The organism is Bradyrhizobium xenonodulans (genome assembly GCF_027594865.1).
In the GTDB taxonomy this organism is placed as follows: Bacteria; Pseudomonadota; Alphaproteobacteria; order Rhizobiales; family Xanthobacteraceae; genus Bradyrhizobium; species Bradyrhizobium xenonodulans.
Map to the genome: position 1 here is coordinate 2,241,021 of NZ_CP089391.1, position 19,927 is coordinate 2,260,947.

Here is a 19,927-nt window from a genome sequence, read left to right on the forward strand (position 1 = left end):
AACAAGAATGCCGGGAGTGAGACGTGGCTGAATTGAAGCCGCAAGGCGCGGTGTCCAAGATGCTGAACGCGGCCTGGGTGCGGCCGTTTCTGTTCCTCGTCTTCATCGTCGTCGCCTGGGATCTTGCGATCCGGCTGTTCAAGATCCCCGCCTACCAGATCCCGTCGCCCCTCGACGTCGTCGCCGTGCTGCGCACCGAATGGCCGGAACTGCTGAGGCAGTCCTGGCCGACCACCTATGCGACCGTCTGCGGCTTCCTGCTGTCCGCACTGTTCGGCATCCCCGTCGCGATGCTGATCGCGGGCTCGAAGACGGTGGAGAGCTACGTCTATCCGCTGCTGGTGTTCTCGCAGTCGGTGCCGAAGATCGCGATCGCGCCGCTGTTCGTGGTGTGGTTCGGTTTCGGCATCATTCCGAAAGTGATCTCGGCGTTCCTGCTGGGCTTCTTTCCCGTCGTGGTCTCGGCGGTGCAGGGCTTCAAATCCGTCGACCCCGACATGGTCGATCTCGCCCGCGCCATGCAGGGCAGCCGCTTCCAGGTGTTTTGCGCGGTCAACCTGCCGCATGCGCTGCCCGCGATCTTCTCCGGCCTGAAAGTGTCGGTGACGCTGGCCGTGGTCGGCGCCGTCGTCGGCGAGTTCGTCGGCTCCAATTCCGGCATCGGCTACGTGATGCAGCGCTCGATCGGCACCTTCGACCTGCCGACGATGTTTGCGGCCCTCGTGATCCTCGCGCTGCTCGGCGTGGTCCTGTTCTGGATCGTCGACCGGATCGAGAAGCTGGTCATTCCCTGGCATGTCAGCCAGCGCGAAGACGTGATTTTCGCCTCTTAACTCGAACAACGAACGGCCACCAACGGCCGACGCAACAAAACGGCAAGGGAGAGTGACGATGAAGCGGTTGATTGGAGCTGCATCAGTAGCGCTGATGATGTTCGCGGCCATGCCGGCGCAGGCGGCCGACAAGGTCGTGTTGATGCTCAACTGGTACGTCTATGGCGAGCACGCGCCGTTCTATTACGGCAAGGCCAAGGGCATTTATGCGGCCGAAGGCATCGAGCTCGAGATTCAGGAAGGCCGCGGCTCCGCTGCAACCACGCAGGCCGTCGCCGCCAAGACCGCCGACTTCGGCTATGTCGACGTTCCCACCATGATGCGCGCGGCGATCAAGGGCGCGCCCGTGATCGCGACCGGCGTGCTGCTCCAGACCTCGCCGATGTCCGCCATGGGTTTTGCCGACAAGAACATCAGGAAGCCCGAGGACATCAAGGGCAAGACGGTGGCGATCACGCCGGCCGACTCCATGACCCAGATCTGGCCGCTGTTCCTGAAGAAGACCGGCCTGAAGGAGAGCGATTTCCAGACCGTTGCGGGCGACGGCCAGACCAAGCTCAACGCTGTCATCAACGGCCAGGCTGATCTCCTGCTCGGCTACGTCATGGACCAGTCGATGAAGATCAAGGACGCGACGGGTAAGGACGTGTTCCCGATCAAGTTCGCCGACTACGGCATCAACATGGTCTCCTCCGGCATCATCGCCAACGCCGATTATGTGAAGGCCAATGCCGACCTCGTCCGCCGTTTCATGTCGGCGACGACCAAGGCGGTCGAAGCCGCCGAGAAGGAGCCGAAGGCGGCGGCGCAGTCGATCCTCGATGCCAACCCCAAGGGCGGCAAGATCGACACGCTGACGCAGGGCTTCGAGCTGACCATTCCGCTGTACCGGACCGCCGAGACCAAGAGCAAGCGGCCGTTCCAGGTCACCGACCAGAACATGACGGACTCGGTCAATCTGATGGTCGAGTATGGCGGCCTCGACGCCAAGGCCAAGGAGAACCCGAAGGCCTTCTACACCAACGACTACCTGCCGAAGAGCGGCTCGTGAGCGCCTCCGTCATTGCGAGCGAAGCGAAGCAATCCAGGCTGCCTCTGCGGAAAGACTCTGGATTGCTTCGTCGCTTCGCTCCTCGCAATGACGGTACGCGCATCTGTGTTCGATTGGATGTGACTGAATGATTCCGAACAAGGCCAGTCCAGAGGACCAGCCGGCCGCTCACCTCCGACTGGTGAGCGACCGCGCCGGCAGCGGCACGTCGGGCATCAAGCTGTCCGGCGTGTCCAAGACCTACCGGACGCGCGACGGCGATGTGCCGTCGCTGCGGCCGCTCGACTTCCACATCAATGCCGGCGAGTTCTTCGTTGTGGTCGGACCAAGCGGCTGCGGCAAGTCCACGCTGCTCAAGCTGATCTCGGGACTGTTGCCGCCGACATCGGGCGAGGTTCTGGTCGAGGGCGAGAAGGTGACGAAGCCGCACGGCAATGTCGGCATCGTCTTCCAGAACGCGTTGCTGCTGCCATGGCGCAATATCCTGTCCAACGTGATGCTGCCGATCGACATGAAGCGGCTGCCGCGGCAAACCTATCTCGATCGCGCCAAGGCGCTGTTGAAGCTGGTCGGGCTCGAAGGTTTCGAGAAGAAGCTGCCCTGGCAGCTCTCCGGCGGCATGCAGCAGCGCGCCTCGATCTGCCGTGCGCTGGTGCATGATCCCAAAATCATGCTGATGGACGAGCCGTTCGGCGCGCTCGATGCGCTGACGCGCGAGCGCATGAATGTCGAGCTGATGCGGATCCAGCGCGAGACGAAGAAGACGGTGCTGCTGATCACGCATTCGATTCCGGAAGCGGTGTTCCTCGCCGATCGGGTGCTGGTCATGACCGAACGGCCCGGCGCGGTCGCCGCCATCTACGACGTGCCGCTGCCGCGCCCGCGCTCGCTCGATGTGATGGCCGACCCGGTGTTTACCGAGCTCGTTCAACGCATCCGCAAGCATTTCTTCTCGCAAGGGGCATTGGATTAGGTCTGATGAGATTTTCCTGTGTCCGCAACCGCACGAACGGTGAGCTCCCTCCCCCGCTTGCGGGGGAGGGTTGGGGAGAGGGTGCCGCCGCTGGCGAGACTCACCAAGAGGAAAAAGCCCTCACCCGGCGCTACGCGCCGACCTCTCCCGCAAGTGGGAGAGGCGAGTCGCCCGCGGCCATACCGGTCGCATCAAATTCACCTCGCGTCGTTGTAGCACCATGGCACAGCGCCTGAAGCTGCGAGACATCGCCTTCTTCGAACGTCCCGTGCAGTTCGCACGGCCGTTCCGCTTTGGCGCGATTACCATCAACGCGACGCCGCAGCTGTTCGTGCGCGTGGAGATCGAGGTCGAGGGCCGGGGCGTTGCAGTCGGCGCCAGCGCCGAGCTGCTGGTGCCGAAATGGTTCGACAAGCGGCCGGAGCTGTCGCCGGCGCAGACGGTCGATGGGCTGCGCCGTTCGCTGGAGATTGCGCGCGGTCTTTATCTGGCGCGGACAGGGTTTCTGACCGCGTTCGATCTGCATGCCTCGTGCATCGGTGCTCAGGTCGCGACGTGCGCGACAAAGAACATTCCGGCGCTTGCGGCGGCCTACGGACCAGCCGAAATCGACAAGGCGATCCTCGACGCGCTGCTGCGCGGCGTCGAGACCAACTTCTTCAATGGCATGGCCGGCAACGTCGCGGGCATCGACGCGCGGCTGTCGCCCGATTTGAGTGACGGCGATATCACGCGATTTCTCGATCTCGCCAATCAGCACCGATCGGAACGCATTGCGATCCGTCACACCGTCGGCCTCGACGACAAGGTCGAGGGAGAGGGCGGCGTGGCCGATCCGAAGGAGAATGCCGGCGCGCGCTATTTCAAGCTGAAGCTTGGTGGCGATCCCGATGCCGACGCCGCCCGGCTGATCCGCATCGGCAAGGAGCTGGGGGCGCTCCCTTACGACTACAAGGTCACGCTTGATGGCAATGAGCAGTACTCGGACTTGACGGCTCTTGGTGCATTGGTCGATCGGCTGGAGCACGACGACGCTCTCAAGTCGATCTTTCGCAAGCTGATCTATATCGAACAGCCGATGCCGCGCGACGTCACGCGCCAATCGCCGCTCGGTGAGACTCTGCGTCGTCGTCATTTTATCATCGACGAGGCGGACGATTCCTATGATGCCTGGCCGACCGCGCACAAGCTCGGTTACGGCGGGGTTTCGTCAAAGTCCTGCAAGGGCATCTACAAATCGATCGTAAACTTCACCCGCATCGCCAAGCTGGACGAACACGGAGCGGAGTGTTTCGTCACAGGCGAAGATCTAACCTGCCAGCCCGGTCTTGCTCTGCAACAGGATCTGGCGCTCGGTGCGCTGCTTTGCCTCGAACACGCCGAACGCAACGGCCATCACTATGTCGACGGCTTTGGCGATGCGCCTCTCGCGGAAGCGCAAGCCTTCGCCGCCGTGCATCCCGATCTCTATGCAGATGCCGGGCAGGGCATCCGGCTCTCCATTCACGACGGCGATCTCCTGACGGGATCGCTTCACACAACGGGCTTTGCGACGTCGGTCCATCCGGACTGGTCGGCGCTCGCTCGGCTCGAACAGCCAAAATCACTTCAGGAGTATCTGGCATGACCACCCAACGCCTTGGCCTCATCATGAACGGCGTCACCGGCCGCATGGGGCTCAACCAGCATCTGATCCGCTCGATCGTCGCGATCCGCGAGCAGGGCGGCGTGCGTTTGAAGAATGGCGACCGCGTCATGCCCGATCCGATCCTGGTCGGCCGTAGCGCCGAGAAGGTCGAGGCGCTCGCCAAGCGCTACAACATCACGCGCTGGACTACCGATCTCGACGCGGCGCTCGCCGACAAGAACGACACCATGTTTTTCGACGCCGCGACCACGCAGGCGCGCCCCGGCCTGCTGACCCAGGCCATCAATGCCGGCAAGCACGTCTATTGCGAGAAGCCGATCGCGACGAATTTTGAAGAGGCGCTCGAAGTCGTCAAGCTCGCCAACGCCAAGGGCGTCAAGCACGGCACGGTGCAGGACAAGCTGTTCCTGCCCGGCCTGAAGAAGTTCGCGTTCCTGCGCGACTCCGGCTTCTTCGGCCGCATCCTCTCGGTGCGCGGCGAGTTCGGCTATTGGGTGTTCGAAGGCGGCTGGCAGGAGGCGCAGCGGCCGTCCTGGAATTACCGCGACGAGGACGGCGGCGGCATCATCCTCGACATGGTCTGTCACTGGCGCTACGTGCTCGACAATCTCTTCGGCAACGTCCAGAGCGTGGTCTGCATCGGCAACACCGACATCCCCGAGCGTTTTGACGAGCAGGGCAAGAAGTACAAGGCGACCGCGGACGATTCCGCCTATGCGACGTTCCAGCTCGAAGGCGGCGTCATCGCGCATATCAACATGTCCTGGGTGACGCGCGTCTATCGCGACGACCTCGTCACCTTCCAGGTTGATGGCACGCACGGCTCGGCGGTCGCAGGCCTCACCGACTGCATGATCCAGGCGCGGCAGGCAACGCCGCGTCCGGTGTGGAATCCCGACGAGAAGCGGCTGCACGATTTCTACGGCGACTGGCAGAAGCTGCCCGACAATGTCAGCTACGACAACGGCTTCAAGGAGCAGTGGGAGATGTTCATCCGCCACGTCTACGAGGATGCGCCCTACAAGTTCACGCTGCTCGAAGGCGTCAAGGGCGTGCAACTCGCCGAATGCGCGCTGAAGAGCTGGAAGGAGCGGCGCTGGATCGACGTCGCCCCGATCAAGGCGTGAGGTCTGTCAGATAAGCCCCCGATGTCTACCAAGCCGTCATTGCGAGCGGAGCGAAGCAATCCAGAGTCTTTCCGCAGAGGCAGTCTGGATTGCTTCGTCGCTTCGCGCCTCGCAATGACGGGGAGAGGTCCGAAATCATGAACAAGCCCGTCCAACCGATGTCGTCATTGTCGCTGAAGCTGCCGAAGGCCGACCGGTCGATAGAGACCTACCGGCTCGCGGCCTCGCGCACGTTTCCCGCAAAGCTCGAGGGTCCGCTAAACCGGATCGCGTTTTCGGCCGTGCACACGGTCGCCGATCCCTTCGCGGACAACGATCCCTGGCTCTCGGTTGTGGTCGATTGGGACAAGACCATCGCCTTCCGCGAGCACGTCTGGGACCTCGGCCTCGGCGTCGCAGAAGCCATGGACACCGCGCAGCGCGGCATGGGGCTGGACTGGCCGACCTCGCTGGAGCTGATCACGCGTTCGGTCGGCGCCGCCAAGCGCCGCAACGCGCTGGTGTTCTCGGGTGCGGGCACGGACCATCTCGCGGTGGAGGATGCCAGGAACCTCGACGACGTGATCCGCGCCTATGAGGAGCAGGTCTCGGCGGTCGAGAAGGTCGGTGGGCGCATCATTTTGATGGCCTCGCGCGCGCTGGCAAAACTCGGCCGCAATGCTGACGACTACGCCAAGGTCTATGACCGCGTGCTGTCGCAGGTCCGCGAGCCCGTGATCATACACTGGCTCGGCGACATGTTCGATCCGGCCCTGACGGGCTATTGGGGCACCAAGGATCTCGACAAGGCGATGGACACGGCCGTCGCCATCATCAACGCCAACGCCGCCAAGGTCGATGGCGTCAAGGTTTCGCTGCTCGACAAGCAGCGCGAGATCGACATGCGCAGGCGGCTGGACAAGCGCATCAGGATGTATACCGGCGACGACTTCAATTATGCGGAGCTGATCGCCGGCGACGGCGAAGGCTTTTCGCACGCGCTGCTCGGCATTTTCGACGCGATCGCACCGGCGGCGTCCTATGCGCTGTCGCGGCTGGCGGCCGGCGATGAGGCCGGCTTCCACGACGTGCTGGGGCCGACGGTGCCGCTGTCGCGCCACATCTTCAAGGCACCGACCCGCTTCTACAAGACGGGCGTCGTGTTCATGGCCTATCTCAACGGCCATCAGGACCATTTCACCATGGTCGGCGGCCAGGAGAGCACGCGCTCCACGCTGCATCTGGCCGAGCTGTTCCGTCTGGCCGACAAGGCCGGCCTGCTCGCCAACCCCGAACTCGCGACGCAGCGGATGAAGACCGTGCTCGCCACCCACGGTATCGAATCCTGATGCGCGATTTTTCGTCCGACCACCGCTGGCTGTCGCTCAACACGGCAACCGTCCGCAAGCAGGGTGACCTCGTCGAGATCATCGACGCCTGTGCGAAGCACGGCATCCGCGCCATCGATCCCTGGCGTGACCAGGTTGCCGCCGTCGGTCTCGATCGCGCCGCGCGCGCGGCGCGCGATGCCGGCCTCGATCTCTCAGGCTATTGCCGCGGCGGCATGTTCACCTCGGACGCATCGCGCCGGGGCGAGGTGCGCGACGACAACCGGCGCTGTGTCGATGAAGCCAAGGCGCTGGGCGCGCCCTGCATCGTCCTCGTCGTCGGCGGCCTGCCGCAATATTCGCGGCCGGGCAGTGAGGCATCGAAAGATATCGTCGCGGCGCGAGGGCAGGTCGAGGAGGCGCTGGCCGACATGCTCGACTATGCCAGGCAGGCGAAGCTGCCGCTGGCGATCGAGCCGCTGCATCCGGTCTATGCGGCCGACCGCGCGTGCGTGAACACGACAAAGCAGGCGCTCGACATCTGCGACCGGCTCGACCCTGATCGTAGCGGCATGCTCGGTGTCGCGCTCGACGTCTATCACATCTGGTGGGACCCGGAGCTGATGAGCCAGATCGCGCGGGCCGGCCAGGATCGCCTGCTCGCGTTCCATGTCTGCGACTGGCTGGTGCCGACGAAGGACATCCTCAACGACCGCGGCATGATGGGCGACGGCGTCATCGACATCAAATCGGTGCGGAAAGCGGTCGAAGTGCAGGGCTTTGCCGGCTATTCGGAGATCGAGATATTCTCCAACGACTGGTGGGGCAAGCCGATGGACGAGGTGCTGCGCACCTGCATCGCGCGGCATAAGACGGCGGTTTAGGTCACGCGCGCGCAGCCCTCACGGGCTTGCGACCTGCTGCATCGTGTTGAAGCGTGCCTTTTTGCTCGCTGCCTGGACTAGCGTAGAACTCGTCCAGCGCAGGTTCGACCGGCTTGGTGGCCGTCAGCATGGTCCCTTCAGGAGGCCGACGGAGTACCTCCAATGACGAGGTGGACGGCCATCAGCTTTCGGGCATTATGTTATCATTCCGATGCCGCAGCCTCACCTGTGCCAGATCGGATGAGGTGATCAGCGGCATCAACGACCAGCAGGCACGGCGGATGTACCCAGGCCTGCTGATCTTGAATGGCCCCGACGGGCGTCGTCGGGGCCATTGTTGTGATCGGCGCAACAAAGACTGGCGACCGTTGCCGAAGGTTTGGGTGGTTGTTGCGGCGCGAGACCGCGGGGGACGATCTGACATTCAATACGCCGCCAGAATAGTTTCGAGATCAAGTTTTGTCGGGCCGACCATTCGGTGAAAAGTCAGACGATTGCGCTATCATCGATGACCGGAAAATTCCGGACTATCGCTCGTCAATTCGATCTGAAAAACTGTGAAAACAACAAACACGCTTGCAAACAAGCCAGCGTGAAGGGAGGTTCGCGGTGGAGAAAGTGCGACGTTTGCGTGCGATGAGCTCACTGTGCCGTCAACAGGCCGCCTACAACAGCATGAACAAATGGAAGCTGCTCGCAGAAGCAGAATACTGGGATCATCTGGCCGATCTTGAGCTGTCTGCTCACTTCCAACGATGCAATGCCACTGGCTCGAATGAGATAGAGCAGCCTCAACCGATCACAAACACGAATGATGCTGGGGAGAAGACGATTTCCGCGTGAGGTCGGAATGAAGTTGTCGTTTGCGTTTTCGGCCGCTGCGCTCTCACAGAGAGCCGCGGGATAGACATGGTGTCCGTCGAGCTTTGAAGCGGGACGATTGCGTCACACGGCGTCGTTCGGCTGCGGCGCAATCGCAACGAACGCGACGCTGCCGCTACGGGCCTGCGACCTGTTGCAGCGTGTTGAAGCGCGCCTTCTGCTCGCTGCTCAGCGTGGCATAGAACTCGTCCAGCGCGGGCTCGACCAGCTTGGCGGCCGTCAGCATGGCCTCGAGCCGGTGCTGCATCGCCTCCAGCCGTCCGACCGGTGTCAACGGCACATCGTTCGGGCACGCCGCCTGCAGGCCTTCAACGCCCTTGGCTGTCGCTTCACCGAGGCGGTCGAGAGCCTCCTTCTGCCTTCCGGCGGGGTGGAGCACAGCCTCGATCCTTTGAATCGGCAACTGTGTCAGGCCGGATTTCGGATCACCACAGCCCGCGGCGTCGGCTTGCTGCTGCGGCGGCGAGCGCTCGCCGACATTGGGACCGAGCGCGTTGAAGTTGGCCTGCTGCTCGTCGCTGAGCGAGTTGTAGAAATTCTCCAGTGCCGGTCGCACGATCTTGACCGCCTCGAGCGTCGCGTTGACGCGGTTCATCATCGCCCGCAACCGACCAGGCGGGGTCAATGCATAGGTCTCCGAACAGGAATCCTTGAATACATCGGCAGCCTTTGCTGCCGCAGCCTTCAACTCGTCGAGCAGCGCGCGTTGCTCCGGCGTCGGCCGTACCGCCCGCGCGATATCGGCAAGCGGCCAGGCGGTGACGCCCTTATCCGGTGTGCCGCACAATTGCTGTAGCGCCTGCGGGCTCACGCTGGCGCGCGCACGCGCGCGGCCGCCGCCGGCTTGCGGATAGTCATAAGGATTGGTGCTGGCATAGGCCGAATACGGGCTGTCACCTCCCCAGAACACGGTGTCGACGAAGTCATCATACGCGTACGCCCAATAGCCGGGCTCGTAGGCATAGGACCAGAACGTGTAGTCGAAGATGTCGGAATAGGCGTATGGCCAGAACACGGGGCCGAGCCATGCCACGAACACCGCGGGATGGCGGTGACGCCAGGCCTGCCGGGGCGCCCAGCCGCTCTGGCGGGCGACGAGGGCTGCTTGGGTCTGCGAGGTGGCCTGCTCGCGGAAGCGCGCCGCAAACCGCCCGCGCTGGGCAGCCTGCGCAGCTGCCGCAGTCGCCCGCTCGGCAGGAGCTTGTAGTCCAAGCCGCTGCTGACGCGCCAGGTCGCTTTGCTGCGCGCGCTGCTCGCGCTGAATCAAGCGGTTCTGCGCCTGGAGCGTCCGTTGCTGCTCACGCAACGCTCGGGCGCCTTCCGGTTTCTGCGACTGGAGTTGCTGCACGCGCTGCTGCAAGCGATCGATGCGGCTCTGGCGCTCCGTCGTCTGGCGCGACAGCATCTCGTGCTGCCGCTGCTGCACCATCTGCTGGCGCTGCTGGATCTGCTCCTGATGCTGCTGCGCACGCTGTTCGATCTGCTGCCGTCGCGACAGCCGCTCGCTTGCGGCCGGCGTTGCGCTTGGATGCGAGGGGGCGGCGATGTGCGGCGTCGGCCGCGGTGCCATTGCCGGACGTTGCGGCGCAGCCGGCGCCCGGTGGATTTCAGGCCGCGGCGCCGCCACGTGCGGGGCGGCTCGCGGCGGAGGTGTAGCGAAATGCGGAGTCGGACGCGGTGGCGGTGAGCCGATATGCGGCGCCGGATGTGGCGCCATGGCCGGTCGCTGCGGCATGGAAGGCGGATGGAATGCCGGTGCGGCGGGCCGCGCCATGGCTGGCGGGGCCGCCGGACGGGCCATGGCGGGTGGTGCTGCTGGCCGCGCTGCCGGCGCTGCGGCTGGACCTGGTGGTCCGCCCCTTCCGTGTCCCGGAGGTCCCTGAGCGAACGCGCCGACGCTCGCCGCCAGCATCGAGACACCAACTAAAACAGTCGTAAGGCAAACGCCACGCGGAAGCATGATCCTCGCTCCCAGCTCGTAATCGCCCTCGACTTTTCAACGCTCAGGTGACGGAATGGTTCGTTGTCGGCCCGGTCCCGGCATTGCGATCTTCCGACGCAGGCAAGCTCAAGAAAAATCCTGCGTCAGCGTCGCGGCGAGCCGCTCCAGCGCCCAGTCGACCTGGTCGCTGGTGATCACCAGCGGCGGGGCGATGCGGATCGTGTGCTCATGGGTATCCTTGGCGAGGATGCCTTTGCCCTGGAGCGCCTCGCAGTAGCGGCGTGCGCGCCCGGCCTCGGGATGCAGCTCGACCGCCAGCATCAGGCCGCGTCCGCGCACCTCGCGGATCGTGTTGGCGCGGATGTCCTTCAGGCCTTCCAGAAAGCGCGCGCCCTGCCTGGCCGCGTTCTCGATCATGCCTTCCTCGACCAGCACCCGCATCGCCGCGCGCGCCACCGCACAGGCTAGCGGGTTGCCGCCGAAGGTCGAACCATGCTGCCCGGGTCTCAATGTTCCGAGTACGTCGTTGTTCGAGAGCACGGCCGACACCGGATAGAAGCCGCCGGACAGGGCTTTTCCGAGCAGCGTCACGTCCGCCTCGATTCCCTCGTGCTGTTCGGCGAGCAGCTTGCCGGTGCGACCGAGTCCGGTCTGGATCTCGTCGAGCACCAGCATCACGTTGTTGGCGGTGCAGAGCTTGCGCACCTCAGTGAAATAGCCGGCTGGAGGAATGATGACACCGGCTTCGCCCTGGATCGGCTCGACCAGAAAGGCGACGGTGTCCGGCGTGATCGCGTCTTTCAGTGCCGCGGCGTCGCCGAACGGGATGATCTTGAAGCCCGGCGCGAACGGTCCGAAATGCGTGCGTGTCTCGGGATCGGTTGAAAAACCGACGATGCCAAGCGTGCGTCCGTGGAAATTGTCGGCGCAGACGATGATTTCGGCCTGGCCATTCGGCACGCCCTTCACCTCATAGCCCCATTTGCGCACCGACTTGATCGCGCTCTCGACCGCCTCGGCGCCGCTGTTCATCGGCAGCACCTTGTGGGAGCCGGTCAGCGCCGCGATCTCTTCGTAGAAGAGGGCGAGCTGGTCATTGTGGAAGGCGCGCGAGGTGAGTGTCAGCCGGTGCGCCTGTTCGACCATCGCGGCCAGGATCTTGGGGTGGCAGTGGCCCTGGCTGACCGCCGAATAGGCCGAGAGGCAGTCGAGATAGCGGTTGCCTTCGGTATCCCACACCCAGACACCTTCGCCGCGCGACAGGACGACCCCGATCGGCTCGTAGTTTTGGGCCCCAAAGCGTGCTTCTGTTGCGATGAAATCAATGACGGACGAGCTCATCTGTCGTCACTCCATTGCCGCGCATGGCGGCGACAACCGACTGCACCAGCGGTCTTCAGCTTGATTTGGGCATCAGCCGGCCGCCCTGGAAGCCTTGATGCGTCCGATGGCTTAGCCCGACCTGATTTTGCCAGAAGTGTCAGAGGGTTCCCTACTGTGCATGGGGTTGTTTTCGCGATTTTGTTCAGCCGATCGCGCAGGGCACGCTCAGAAAGCCACGGAACCGCACCCGTCCGCCGCGTACCGGCTGGCCGCTGACAGCGTAGTTCGGGAAGCGCGCCAGGAAGCGCGATATCGCAATGGCGCCCTCCAGCCGCGCCAACGCCATGCCGGCGCATTGATGCGCGCCGGTGGCGAAAGCGAGGTGCCGGTTCGGCGTGCGTGCGACGTCGAAACGTTCGGGGTCCGGAAACTGCGCGGGGTCGCGGTTGGCCGCCCCGATGCACAGCGTCACCGACGTGCCCGCGTCGAGCATGACGCCGCCGAGCTCGACCTTCTCCGTGGTCATGCGATTGCCGAGCTGGTTGGAGCTCTCGTAGCGCAGCATCTCCTCGACGGCCGTCTTGATCAGGTCGGGATTGCCGATCAGCCGCTGCTTCTGATCCGGATTCCGGTGCAGCGCGACGAGGCCATTGCCGATCAGATTGGTGGTGGTCTCATGGCCGGCGTTGAGCAGGAAGATGCAATTGTGCAGCAGCTCCTTCTCAGTCAGCCGCTCGCCGTTCTCTTCTCCCTGGATCAGACGCGTCAGCACGTCGCGCTCGGGATTGCCCGGCTTCTCGCGCCGGCGTGCAACCAGCGTTTCCAGGTAAGCGAGGAAGTCCTTCACCGCCTTGTTGCCGCGCGTGGCGACTTCGGGTGATACCACGGGCTCGAGCGCGCCGAGGATCGCCAGCGACCAGTCGCGCAGCGGCGCGCGCTCGTCGTGGGGAACGTCGAGGAGGTTGCCTATGACCTCGATGGGGATGGAAGCAGCAAAGTCCTCGATCAGCTCGCATTGGCCCTTGGCGGCGATGGCGTCGAGCAGGCCCTCGACCAGCTTGACGATATCGCCCTCCATTCCCGCGATCGCACGCGGCGACAGCGCGCCCATGATCAGGCGGCGGACGCGGGTGTGGGCGGGCGGATCGTTGAAGACGAGGCTGGTGGTGTGGTGCTCGTAGAGGGGGGTGTCGCCATATTTTGGCGCAAACTCGCGCTTCTTGTCCGAGCTGAACGATCTCGTGTTCTTGTAGGTGGCGACGAGATCGTCATAGCGGGTCAGGAACACGGTGCCGTTCGGCAGGCGCTTGACCGGCGCGTTTTCCCGCAGTGCACGATAGGTCGGGTACGGATCGTCGTAGAACTCTGGCGTCAGCTTCTCCAGATCGAAACTCGCCGCCAGCTCTTTCGCACTTGCGTTCATCCGCCATACTCGCCGGTTGAGACCGATATGCTGTTTTCGCTCTTTCGAGCGGCTCTGATCACCGTCTACAGTCGGGCCGTAATTTGCAAGCCGACCGGACAGGAAAATGCACGCCCGCGCTGACGACACGACGGCGCCGAACTGGCCCGACGATATTTTCGCGACCTTGCAACGCTTCGACGTCCGGCAGGTGCCTTACGTGCCCGATGCCGGCCATTCAAAACTCATCCAGCGCGTGCTCGCCTCCTCCACGATGCGCGGCATTGCGCTGACGACGGAGGAGGAGGGCGTGGCGTTGCTGGCCGGCGCCTGGGCGGGCGGACAGCGCGGCGTGCTGCTGATGCAGTCGAGCGGCGTCGGCAATTGCATCAACATGCTGTCGCTGATCCCGATCCTGCGCTTTCCGTTCCTCACGCTCGTGACCATGCGCGGCGAGTGGGGCGAGTTCAATCCGTGGCAGGTGCCGATGGGATCGACCACGCAGGGCGTGTTCGAGCTCTCTGGCGTCCAGGTGCTGCGTGCGTCCGACGCGGCCGAGGTGCCGGCCGTGCTGGAGGCGGCGGCTGCCCAGGCCTACAACGCACTGACGCCCACCGCCGTCCTGCTGTCGCAGCGCCTGATCGGCGCCAAGGTCTTCACCAAATGAGCAAGGCCAATCTCCTCGACCGCCGTCAGGTGGTGTCCACCCTGCTTGCGAACCGCAAGGACGTCGTCGCGATCGGTGGCCTCGGTGCCTCCACCAACGACATGTGCGCGGCCGGCGACCACGTCCGCAATTTCTATCTCTGGGGCGGCATGGGCGGCGCCGCGATGATCGGGCTGGGCCTTGCCCTGGCGCAACCAGGACTGCCGGTGCTGGTCATCACCGGCGACGGCGAGATGCTGATGGGGATGGGCAGCCTTGCCACCATCGGGCTGCAGAAGCCGTCCAACCTCTCGATCGTCGTCCTCGACAACGAGGCCTATGGCGAGACCGGCGGCCAGACCAGCCACACCTCCGCAGCCGCCGACCTCGTCGGCGTCGCCAGGGCCTGCGGCATCGGGGACAGCCGGGCTGTGACGACCATGGCCGAGGTCGAGGCCTTCGCCAAAGCCATTCACGACGTCTCGGCGGGGCCGCGCTTTGCCAATGTGAAGATCGACAGCGCCAGCCTGGAGCGGATTTTGCCAAGCCGGGACGGGACTTACATCGTCAACCGGATCCGCGGCGACCTCGGCTTCCAGCCGATCTAGCCGCGCGTCGGTCTTCGACGGGACGCTCATTCTGCTCGCGGGCCGTGTACCCGAGTCCATTTTCTAGTGAATCTACAAGTTGCGATGCAGCATAGTGCTTGACTTTTGCGTGGGTGAGTGCTTACTCACTAGCATGAGCTCATTGCGAATGACGAGCGACCTGAGGCGTCAATTGATCCTCGGTGCCGCGAAACGTTGCTTTGCCCGACACGGCTATACCGGCACCACGACGAAGAGCGTGGCGGCCGCCGCTGCCATTTCCGAAGCGCTGCTGTTCAAGCATTTCCCGTCCAAGGCGGCGCTGTACGCCGAAATCCTCAGCGACGAATGCGAGGCGGACCCGGCCTTCATGGAGCTGCTCGAGCGGGAGCCGTCGACGGCTGCCATGGTCGAGATGATCCGCGGCATGGTCCAGCACTTCCTCCACATCGCTGACGGCCCCGACCAGGAAGAGGCCCAGCGCCTGCGACTGATGGCCACGAGCCATTTGGATGATGGCGAATTCGCCCGTTTGCTGTATGCCAAGATCGAGACGCTGATCGGGGCGGTCTTCGTCGCCTCGCTCGAGCGTGCGGTGGCCGCCGGGGACGCGCGGCCGTTCAGCGGCGATCCGCTCAATCTGTTCTGGTTTGCGCACCACACGCTGATGACGGCTGCGCTGACCAGGCTGTCGGCTACACCTTGCCTCGCTTACGGCAGGGCGGGTGACCTCGAGCGGCAGCTCTGTGAGTTTCTCCTGAGAGGTATCGGACTTAACGACGCCGCAATTGCTTCGCATTTGGGCCGCGATCAGGCCGCGGGTGCGGACAAGACGGCGATTGCAGAGAGTGCATGACATGAACATCGTAACCGAACACAAGATTTCGGGCGAACCGATCGACAACAAGGCTCCCAAGCGCCCGGTCCGGCCGGTGCTCTGGTTCATCATCGTCGGCACGCTTCTGGGCGCGCTCGTCGGTGGGCTCGTCTGGTTCAATTCTTTCCGCGGCCAGATGATCAAGCAGTTCTTCGCCAACAACAAGCCGCCGCCGACCGCGGTCAGCGCGGCCGAAGCGAAGTCGGAGGTGGTGCCGAACCTGCTGACCGCGGTCGGCGGGCTGTTCGCCGTGCATCAGGTCGACGTCAGTGCCGACGTCAACGGCCGTATCACCGAGATCAAGTTCGAGCCGGGCGCGCATGTCGAGGCCGGGACGCCGCTGGCGCAGCTGTTCGACGCCCCGGAGCGGGGCGACCTCGCCAATTACAAGGCGCAGGCAACCGTCGCGCAGCTGTCGCTCGATCGCGCCAAGCAGCTGGCCTCGCGCCAGTTCGGCCCGCAGGCGACCGTCGATACCGCGCAGGCTGCCTACGACCAGGCGCAGGCGGGCATCGCCAAGACCGAAGCGCTGATCTCGCAGAAGCTGGTCCGCGCGCCGTTCTCCGGCGATCTCGGCATGCGCAAGGTCGAGGTCGGCCAGTATCTGACGGCCGGCACGGCGATCGTCTCGCTGACTGATCTGTCCGAGCTGTGGGCCAACTTCACGGTGACCGAAAAGGATTCCGGCAGCCTCAAGGTCGGCCAGACCGTTCGGCTGAAGGTCGACGCCTATCCGGGCCGCACCTTCGACGGCAAGATCACGACGATCGAGCCGCAGATCGCGACTGACACCCGCAACATCCGCGTGCAGGCGACGATCGCCAATCCGGAGAAGATCCTGAAGCCCGGCATGTTCGTGACCACCACGGTGGTGTTGCCGGACAAGCCGGCGGTGATCACCGTTCCTGAGACGGCGGTCGACTACACGCTGTACGGCGACTCGGTGTTCGTGATCACCGAGAAGAAGGGCGAGGACGGCAAGACCAGCCTCTCCGCGGTGCGCACCTTCGTGCAGACCGGCAGCCGGGTCGAAGGTCGCGTCGAAATCATCAAGGGCCTGAAGGCGGGTGACAAGGTCGTCGCGGTCGGCCAGCTCAAGCTGCAATCGGGTGCGGCAGTGTCGATTTCGACCGACCCGCCCCCGCAGATTCCGGCGCAGCCGCCGCGCTACTGACACATACATCTACGTGATCCGGCCTGGCCGGATCACGTTTCTTGAGACATAGAAAATCGAGATCGCCGCGATGGCCCTAACCGATATTTTCATCAAGCGCCCGGTTCTGTCGGTCGTCGTCAGCCTGCTGATCCTTCTGATCGGCCTGCGCGCCGCGATGGTGCTGCCGATCCGGCAGTATCCGAAGCTGTCGAACACGGTCATCAACATCACGACCGTCTATCCAGGCGCGTCCGCGGATTTGATCCAGGGCTTCATCACGACGCCAATCGAGCAGGCGGTCGCTTCGGCCGAAGGCGTCGACTACATCACCTCGTCCTCGGTGCTCGGCACCTCGACGATCCAGGTCTACATCAAGCTGAACTTCGATCCGAACCAGGCGCTGACCGAGGTTCTGGCGAAGACCAATTCGGTCAAGTACCTGATCCCGAAGGAATCCAACGACCCGATCGTCACCAAGACCACCGGCCAGACCACGGCCGTGATGTATCTCGGCTTCTCCTCCGAGGAGCTGTCGGGCTCGGCGATCTCCGACTATCTGACGCGCGTGGTGCAGCCGGTGCTGTCGACCGTCGACGGCGTCGCCTCCGCCGACATCCTGGGTGGCCAGACCTTCGCGATGCGGCTCTGGCTTGATCCCGTCAAGATGGCCGGCCGCAACGTCTCGCCGGCGGATGTCGCCGCCGCGATCACCGCCAACAACTTCCAGTCCGCGGCGGGCCAGGCCAAGGGCTATCTGATCGTCTCGACCATCTCGACGAATACGGGCCTGACCGACGTCAACCAGTTCAAGAAGATGATCGTCAAGGCCAAGGACGGCGGCTTCGTACGGATGGAGGACGTCGCCACCGTCGAGCTTGCGGCCCAGAGCACCGACGCGAGCGTCGCCTTCAACGGCGAGCACGCGATCTTCATCGGCGTGCAGGCAACGCCGCAGGGCAACCCTCTGACGCTGGTCAAGGGCGTGCGGGCGCTGTTCCCCGAGCTCGAACGCAATCTGCCGCCGTCGATGAAGATGAAGGTCGCCTACGATTCGACCAAGTTCATTCAGTCCTCGATCGACGAGGTGGAGAAGACGCTGGGCGAAGCCGTGATCATCGTGATCGTGGTGATCTTCCTGTTCCTGGCCTCGTTCCGCTCGGTCATCATTCCCGTCGTGACGATTCCCTTGTCGATGATCGGCGTCTGCACCTTGATGCTGGCACTGGGCTTCAGCTTCAACCTGCTGACGCTGCTCGCCATGGTGCTCGCGATCGGCCTCGTGGTCGACGACGCCATCGTCGTGGTGGAGAACATCCACCGCCATCTGGAGGAAGGGAAAACGCCGGTCCAGGCGTCGCTGCAAGGCGCGCGGGAGATCGTCGGTCCCGTCATTTCCATGACCATCACGCTCGCCGCGGTATACGCGCCGATCGGTTTCCTCGGCGGCCTCACCGGTTCGCTGTTCCGCGAATTCGCCTTCACGCTCGCGGGATCGGTGATCGTGTCGGGCGTCATCGCGCTGACGCTGTCGCCGATGATGTGCTCGGTGTTGCTGAAGAACACCGAAGAGGGCCGCTTCGCCAAGCTCATCAACAAGGTTTTCGGCGCGCTGACGCGGTGGTACGGCCGCAGGCTCGACCGCTCGCTCGACTACAAGGCCATCACCGGTCTGTTCGCGATCACGATCCTCGGGCTCGTCGGCTTCCTCTACATGCACACTTCGAAAGAGCTGGCGCCTGAGGAAGACCAGGGCATCGTGTTCGCGGTGACCAAGGCGCCGAAATACGCCAACATCGACTATGTCGATTTCTACGGTGAGAAGCTCGACAAGGAATTCCAGAAATTCCCCGAGACCGACCTGCGCTTCGTGCTCAACGGCATCAACGGCCCGCAGGGCGGTATCGCCGGCATGCTGCTCAAGCCCTGGGAGGAGCGCAAGCGCTCGTCGATCGCACTGAAGCCGCTGGTGCAGGCCGAGCTCTCGAAGATCGAGGGCGTGCAGGCCTTCGCGTTCAACCTGCCGCCCCTTCCGGGCGGACCGGGCGGTCTGCCGGTGCAGATGGTGATCAACTCGACCGCTGGATTCCAAACGGTCTATGAGCAGATGGAGAAACTGAAGGACTCCGCGCGCAAGAGCGGCATGTTCATCGTCTCCGACAGCGATCTCGCCTTCAACCAGCCCAACGTGAAGGTGACGATCGATCGCTCCAAGGCCCAGGATCTCGGCGTCAACATGCAGAACCTCGGCTCTACGCTCGCGGTGCTGCTCGGCGGCAACTACATCAACCGCTTCAATCTCGAGGGCCGCTCCTACCAGGTGATCCCGCAGGTGCCGCGCGCCAAGCGGCTCTCGCCGGAATCGCTTGGCGGCTACTATGTGACCACCAACACCGGCCAGCAGCTCCCATTGTCGACGGTGGTATCGATCGAAACCACGACCAATCCGAACTCGCTGACGCACTACAATCAGCTCAATTCGGCGACGTTCTCGGCCGTGCCGATGCCCGGCGTGACCGTCGGCGCGGCGGTCGACTTCCTCGAGGGCGAGGCCAAGAAGCTGCCGCAGGGCTTCAGCCACGACTACCTCGCCGACTCCAGGCAATACGTGCAGGAAGGCAACCAGCTCGCGATCACCTTCGGCTTCGCGCTGATCATCATCTTCCTGGTACTGGCGGCGCAGTTCGAGAGCTTGCGCGACCCGCTGGTGATCATGATCTCGGTGCCGATGGCGATCGTCGGCGCGCTGATTCCGCTGTTCTTCGGCGTGGCGACCATGAATATCTACACCCAGGTCGGCCTGCTGACGCTCGTCGGCCTGATCACCAAGCACGGCATCCTGATGGTGGAGTTCGCCAACGAGCTCCAGGTCAACGAGCGGCTCGACCGCCGCTCGGCCATCGAAATGTCGGCCCGCATCCGTCTGCGTCCGATCCTGATGACCACGGCCGCGATGGTGACCGGCCTGATCCCGCTCTTGACCGCGACCGGCGCGGGCGCGGCCAGCCGCTTCTCGATCGGTCTCGTGGTCGTCGCCGGCATGTCGATCGGCACGCTGTTCACACTGTTCGTGCTGCCGGCGGTCTATGTGGTGCTGGCGACCGACCATCGTGCGGCGGCGGATTCCGAGCGGAACAAGCAGGTCAACGATCTCGACCTCAACGCCAAGGCGCTGCGGCCGACCTGAGGCCCCAAGCAAGCGCATCAGAGGGCGGCAATGGTTAACCCCATTGCCGCTCTTTTTCGTTGTGGGCTTCGGTTAAACCCCGGTCCCGCGCTGGCGAGAGACAAC

16 protein-coding genes are annotated in these 19,927 nt (G+C 64.0%); 13 read left to right on the plus strand and 3 right to left on the minus strand.

Annotated features, from left to right (window positions below):
* Nucleotides 1-23: 23 nt before the first annotated feature.
* The 8 genes from I3J27_RS10560 (at nt 24) to I3J27_RS10595 (ending at nt 8,666) form a co-directional block, all read left to right on the plus strand.
* The gene (locus I3J27_RS10560) at nt 24-833 is read left to right on the plus strand and encodes an ABC transporter permease (RefSeq protein WP_270168437.1); all 810 of its coding nucleotides are present in this window, start codon (nt 24-26) and stop codon (nt 831-833) included.
* Nucleotides 834-891: 58 nt separating this feature from the next.
* Nucleotides 892-1,884, plus strand: a complete 993-nt coding sequence (locus I3J27_RS10565; RefSeq protein WP_270168439.1) for an ABC transporter substrate-binding protein — start codon at nt 892-894, stop codon at nt 1,882-1,884.
* 127 nt (nt 1,885-2,011) lie between these two features.
* Nucleotides 2,012-2,857 (plus strand): ABC transporter ATP-binding protein, encoded by an 846-nt coding sequence (locus tag I3J27_RS10570; RefSeq protein WP_270168441.1) that lies wholly within the window; start codon nt 2,012-2,014, stop codon nt 2,855-2,857.
* A gap of 220 nt (nt 2,858-3,077) precedes the next feature.
* Nucleotides 3,078-4,484, plus strand: coding sequence for an enolase-like domain-containing protein (locus I3J27_RS10575; RefSeq protein WP_270168443.1), 1,407 nt, complete (start codon nt 3,078-3,080; stop codon nt 4,482-4,484).
* A complete protein-coding gene (locus I3J27_RS10580) occupies nt 4,481-5,632 on the plus strand; it encodes a Gfo/Idh/MocA family protein (RefSeq protein WP_270168445.1) in 1,152 nt (383 codons plus the stop codon). The genes I3J27_RS10575 and I3J27_RS10580 overlap by 4 nt, the downstream gene beginning before the upstream one ends.
* A gap of 137 nt (nt 5,633-5,769) precedes the next feature.
* Entirely contained in the window at nt 5,770-6,960 is a 1,191-nt protein-coding gene (locus I3J27_RS10585) for a dihydrodipicolinate synthase family protein (protein ID WP_270168447.1), read from the plus strand.
* A complete protein-coding gene (locus I3J27_RS10590) occupies nt 6,960-7,823 on the plus strand; it encodes a sugar phosphate isomerase/epimerase family protein (RefSeq protein WP_270168449.1) in 864 nt (287 codons plus the stop codon). The genes I3J27_RS10585 and I3J27_RS10590 overlap by 1 nt, the downstream gene beginning before the upstream one ends.
* A 609-nt stretch (nt 7,824-8,432) precedes the next feature.
* Nucleotides 8,433-8,666, plus strand: a complete 234-nt coding sequence (locus I3J27_RS10595; RefSeq protein ID WP_270168451.1) for a hypothetical protein — start codon at nt 8,433-8,435, stop codon at nt 8,664-8,666.
* Nucleotides 8,667-8,820: 154 nt separating this feature from the next.
* Here the strand turns inward: I3J27_RS10595 and I3J27_RS10600 are convergent, their stop codons facing one another.
* The 3 genes from I3J27_RS10600 to I3J27_RS10610 form a co-directional block, all read right to left on the minus strand.
* On the minus strand, nt 8,821-10,275 hold the full coding sequence (locus I3J27_RS10600; protein ID WP_270168453.1) for a Spy/CpxP family protein refolding chaperone: 1,455 nt from the start codon (nt 10,273-10,275) through the stop codon (nt 8,821-8,823).
* A gap of 498 nt (nt 10,276-10,773) precedes the next feature.
* Complete coding sequence (gene rocD, locus I3J27_RS10605; protein ID WP_270168454.1) at nt 10,774-11,988, minus strand: ornithine--oxo-acid transaminase; 1,215 nt, start codon at nt 11,986-11,988, stop codon at nt 10,774-10,776.
* 184 nt (nt 11,989-12,172) lie between these two features.
* Nucleotides 12,173-13,393 (minus strand): cytochrome P450, encoded by a 1,221-nt coding sequence (locus tag I3J27_RS10610; protein WP_270168456.1) that lies wholly within the window; start codon nt 13,391-13,393, stop codon nt 12,173-12,175.
* A 106-nt stretch (nt 13,394-13,499) separates the two neighbouring features.
* Between I3J27_RS10610 and I3J27_RS10615 the strand changes: the two genes are divergently transcribed.
* The 5 genes from I3J27_RS10615 to I3J27_RS10635 all read left to right on the plus strand — a co-directional run bounded on the left by I3J27_RS10615 (nt 13,500) and on the right by I3J27_RS10635 (nt 19,822).
* On the plus strand, nt 13,500-14,039 hold the full coding sequence (locus I3J27_RS10615) for a phosphonopyruvate decarboxylase (protein ID WP_270168458.1): 540 nt from the start codon (nt 13,500-13,502) through the stop codon (nt 14,037-14,039).
* Entirely contained in the window at nt 14,036-14,626 is a 591-nt protein-coding gene (locus tag I3J27_RS10620; protein WP_270168460.1) for a thiamine pyrophosphate-dependent enzyme, read from the plus strand. The genes I3J27_RS10615 and I3J27_RS10620 overlap by 4 nt, the downstream gene beginning before the upstream one ends.
* 133 nt (nt 14,627-14,759) lie before the next feature.
* Nucleotides 14,760-15,461, plus strand: coding sequence for a TetR/AcrR family transcriptional regulator (locus I3J27_RS10625; protein WP_270172684.1), 702 nt, complete (start codon nt 14,760-14,762; stop codon nt 15,459-15,461).
* 1 nt (nt 15,462) lies between these two features.
* Nucleotides 15,463-16,656 carry an efflux RND transporter periplasmic adaptor subunit gene (locus tag I3J27_RS10630; RefSeq protein WP_270168462.1) on the plus strand — a complete coding sequence of 398 codons (1,194 nt, stop codon included), beginning with the start codon at nt 15,463-15,465 and terminating at the stop codon, nt 16,654-16,656.
* 70 nt (nt 16,657-16,726) lie between these two features.
* On the plus strand, nt 16,727-19,822 hold the full coding sequence (locus I3J27_RS10635) for a MexW/MexI family multidrug efflux RND transporter permease subunit (protein WP_270168464.1): 3,096 nt from the start codon (nt 16,727-16,729) through the stop codon (nt 19,820-19,822).
* The last annotated feature ends 105 nt before the right edge of the window (nt 19,823-19,927 follow it).